Annotated in this window: 3 protein-coding genes; 1 reads left to right on the top strand and 2 read right to left on the bottom strand. The window is 32.7% G+C overall.

Features of this window, described 5'->3' with window-relative positions; genetic code table 11:
• A partial coding sequence (locus C0512_RS14755) for a hypothetical protein (protein ID WP_290862921.1) occupies positions 1-253 on the bottom strand: 253 nt, incomplete at its 3' end.
• 156 nt (positions 254-409) lie between these two features.
• Here C0512_RS14755 and pheT point away from each other — a divergent pair.
• Positions 410-2,830, top strand: a complete 2,421-nt coding sequence (pheT, locus tag C0512_RS14750; protein ID WP_290862919.1) for a phenylalanine--tRNA ligase subunit beta — start codon at positions 410-412, stop codon at positions 2,828-2,830.
• A gap of 134 nt (positions 2,831-2,964) precedes the next feature.
• Here the strand turns inward: pheT and C0512_RS14745 are convergent.
• Positions 2,965-4,167 (bottom strand): S1 RNA-binding domain-containing protein (locus tag C0512_RS14745; RefSeq protein ID WP_290862917.1); only part of this gene is annotated, 1,203 nt, incomplete at its 5' end.

The following is a 4,167-nucleotide window of genomic DNA, read 5'->3' as shown; positions in this document are numbered from 1 at the left end:
TTACTTCAATATCTTTTATTTTTAAAGTCAAATTTGGAAATCCTTTAAAAAATAAGATATCTAAATCCCCAATTTTAATATCTCCTTTAAATTCTTCGTAAGCTACTTTATTTATATTCTGAAGTATTTCATCATGATGATTTGAAACATAAATACCCAATATTGTATATAGCAGAGCTATTATTATCATCAAAACGCCAACAATTCTCAGTATAATTCTAATGGCTTTATTCTTTATCATCTCTTTAAACATAGTGCTAAATTTAAAATTGGTACATACTTTAAAAGCTGGTGTAAATCCTTATTAAAGTTATTAAAATAAATTTATTTTTAATTACTAAATTCTACTTTTTTTTGACACGCTTAAAAAGACAATTATTATCTTTGCAAACTCATAAATCCAACCAAAATGCGTATTTCATATAATTGGCTTAAACAATTTATTAAATTAGATTTACCTTCTGAAGAAACAGCTGCTATCCTAACAGATTTAGGGTTAGAAGTAGAAGTTGTTGAAACTTTTGAATCTGTTAAAGGTGGATTGAAAGGGATTGTTGTTGGCGAAGTAAAAACATGCATTCAACATCCTGATGCTGACCGTTTAAAAATAACGACTGTAGATTTAGGAGATGGTAATCCGATTCAAATTGTTTGCGGAGCCTCAAACGTTGCTGTTGGTCAAAAAGTGCCCGTTGCCACCATTGGAACAAATTTATTTGACAAAGATGGAAATGAATTTCAAATTAAAAAAGGTAAAATTCGAGGCCAAGAAAGCCACGGAATGATTTGTGCTGAAGATGAGTTAGGATTAGGTAATAATCACGATGGTATCATGGTTTTAGATGCCTCTTTAAAACCAGGAACACTTTTTTCAAAAGTAATGAACATTGAAAGTGATGAAGTTTTTGAAATCGGATTAACGCCAAACCGTGCCGACGCGATGTCACACTGGGGTATTGCCCGAGATTTACGTGCCGGATTAGTTCAAAAAAATGTACACCCTGAATTGATTACTCCTTCTGTTACCAGTTTTCGGGTTGATAAAAGAACCTTGAAAATTGATGTTGAAGTAAAAGATATCAAATTAGCTCCTCGTTATTGTGGGGTGACCATTTCCGGAATTGATGTAAAAGCCTCTCCTCTTTGGTTACAAAACCGTTTAAAAGCTATTGGTCTAACACCAAAAAACAATATAGTTGATGCTACCAATTTTGTACTTCATGAATTAGGGCAACCTCTTCACGCTTTTGACGCATCTAAAATACACGGGAAAATTATTGTAAAAACAGTTGAAAGCGGAAAAAAATTCAAAACATTAGATGATGTAGAACGCATTTTACACGAAGAAGATTTAATGATTTGTGACGAAAAAGGCCCGTTATGTATTGCGGGTGTATTTGGAGGTAAAGAATCAGGAGTGTCCGAAAACACAACAAGTATTTTCCTAGAAAGTGCTTATTTCAATCCGGTATCTATTCGGAAAACGGCTAAACGTCATGGTTTAAGTACGGATGCTTCTTTCCGATTTGAAAGAGGAATTGATCCTACAATTACAGAATATGCTTTGAAAAGAGCCGCTATCTTGATTAAAGAGATTGCCGGAGGTGAAATTACCTCAGATATTGTAGATGTTTATCAAAAGAAAGTTGAAGATTTTCAGGTTTTATTAAACTTTAATAAAGTAAATAAAATTATAGGACAGGAAATTCCAAAAGAAACAATTAAGAAGATTTTGGTTTCACTTGACATCAAAGTGAACAGTGTTTCCGATGCCGGTTTAGGTTTGATAATTCCAGCCTATCGTGTAGATGTTCAACGAGAAATTGATGTGATTGAAGAAATCTTAAGGGTATATGGATACAACAACATTGAATTCACAAAAAAGCTAAATGCTACAGTTTCCAATTCTAGTAGAACGGAAGATTATAAAGTGCAGAATATTATTGCTAACCAATTGAATTCGTTAGGTTTTCACGAAATGATGGCTAATTCATTAACAACGCCTGATTATGTAAAACTCTCTGATGATTTGAAAGAAGAGTTTAATGTAATGATGTTAAATCCGTTGAGTCATGATTTATCAGCGATGCGACAATCACTTTTGTTTTCGGGATTAGAAGCGGTATCCTATAATATCAACAGAAAAAATGCTGATTTAAAGTTATTCGAATTTGGAAAAAGCTATCACAAAATGCCTTCCGGATATGATGAAAATAAGCATTTAACCCTTTTTGTTTCCGGTAATCGTCAAAATGAAATGTGGACAAATCCACAAAAACCAAGTGATTTCTTTTTGTTTAAAGGGTATGTTGAAACCATTTTTTCTCGTCTTTCGCTTCCAAAAACCAAAACACTTCCAGCTGTTTCAGATGTATTTGGAGAAGGAATTGCATTAGCGGTTGGAAATGATGTTTTAGTTGAAATGGGAACTGTCAAAAAATCAATCCTAAAACATTTCGATATTAAACAAGCTGTTTATTATGCCGATTTCAATTGGAATTTAATTTTAAAACTTATTTCTAATAAAATTAAATTTCAAGATATTCCAAAATATCCTGAAGTTCGCAGAGATTTTGCTTTACTATTAGATCAACATGTCACGTTTGATTCTTTATATGCTATTGCCAGTCAAACCGAAAAATCTCTATTAAAGGAAATCAGTTTGTTTGATGTGTACGAAGGAAAAAATTTACCGGAAGGAAAAAAATCATATGCTTTGAGTTTTCATATTCAAGATACTACAAAAACCTTGACAGATGAGCAAATTGATAAAATTATGAATAAACTCAAGCTAAATTTCGAAAAGGAATTGGGTGCAGTTTTAAGATAATTGTTTACTATAAATCAGAAAAGCCACGTTATTACGTGGTTTTTTTTGTTCAAATTAGTTTTGACATAACAAAAAAAGTCCCCTCGTTTGCACGAGAGGACTTTTAGATTTATAAAAATTTAAAAATTTGAGAATTATTTTTTCTCTCCTTTTTCCATTTTAGCTTTAAGGTCTGCCAAAATTTGGTTGTTTTCACCAAGTGTTTGAGCAGGAGCGTTTGTGTTATTATTATTATTTGCAGCAACTGTTTCAGTAGCAGCTTTCACATTTTTCTCCTCTTCTTCTCTGAAAATAGCCGTGTGCGAAGCAACAACTCTTTTGAATTCTTTGTTGAATTCAATTACTTTGAAGTCAGCAGCATCACCTTTTTTCAATTTTTTACCATCTTCTTTTTCTAAATGACGAGTTGGAACAAAAGCAACCACATCGTCACCAAAATCAACTGTTGCCCCTTTGTCAACAATCTCAGCGATAGTACCGTTATGAACAGTTCCTACAGCATAAGCATCTTCATGTTTATCCCAAGGATTAGCAGTAGTTTGTTTGTGTCCTAATGATAATTTACGTCCTTCAACATCTAATTCTAAGACAACAACATCTAACGTTTCACCTACATTTACGAATTCAGATGGATGTTTTATTTTCTTAGTCCAAGATAAATCAGAGATATAAATTAAACCATCGATACCTTCTTCTAATTCTACGAAAATACCAAAGTTTGTAAAGTTTCTAACGATACCTTTATGTTTAGAACCAACTGGATATTTAGAAGTTATATCAGTCCAAGGATCTTGCGTCATTTGTTTGATTCCTAAAGACATTTTTCTTTCGTCTCTGTCTAAAGTCAATACAACTGCTTCTACCTCATCACCAATTTTCATGAAATCCTGAGCCGAACGTAAATGCGTTGACCATGACATTTCAGAAACGTGGATTAAACCTTCTACACCTTCAGCAACTTCGATAAACGCACCGTAATCAGCGATTACAACTACTTTACCTTTCACTTTATCACCAACTTTTAAGTTAGCATCTAAAGCATCCCATGGGTGAGCGTTTAATTGTTTTAAACCTAATTGAATTCTTGTTTTCTCATCATCAAAATCAAGAATTACTACGTTTAATTTTTGATCTAATTCAAGCACTTCACTTGGGTGATTAATTCTTGACCAAGATAAGTCAGTAATGTGGATTAATCCATCAACACCACCTAAGTCAATAAACACACCATAAGAAGTAATGTTTTTAACAACACCTTCTAATACTTGTCCTTTTTCTAATTGACCAATGATTTCTTTTTTCTGAACTTCGATATCAGCTTCAATAAGAGCTTTGTG

Source organism: Flavobacterium sp. (genome assembly GCF_013822155.1).
Classification (GTDB): domain Bacteria; phylum Bacteroidota; class Bacteroidia; order Flavobacteriales; family Flavobacteriaceae; genus Flavobacterium.
The sequence above is the reverse complement of the archived record's forward strand: the minus strand, read 5'-3'. Positions and strand labels throughout refer to the sequence as shown.

Excerpts from the sequence above, each read along its gene's own strand:
- pheT (WP_290862919.1), top strand. The coding sequence starts at position 410 with ATGCGTATTTCATATAATTGGCTTAAACAATTTATTAAATTAGATTTA.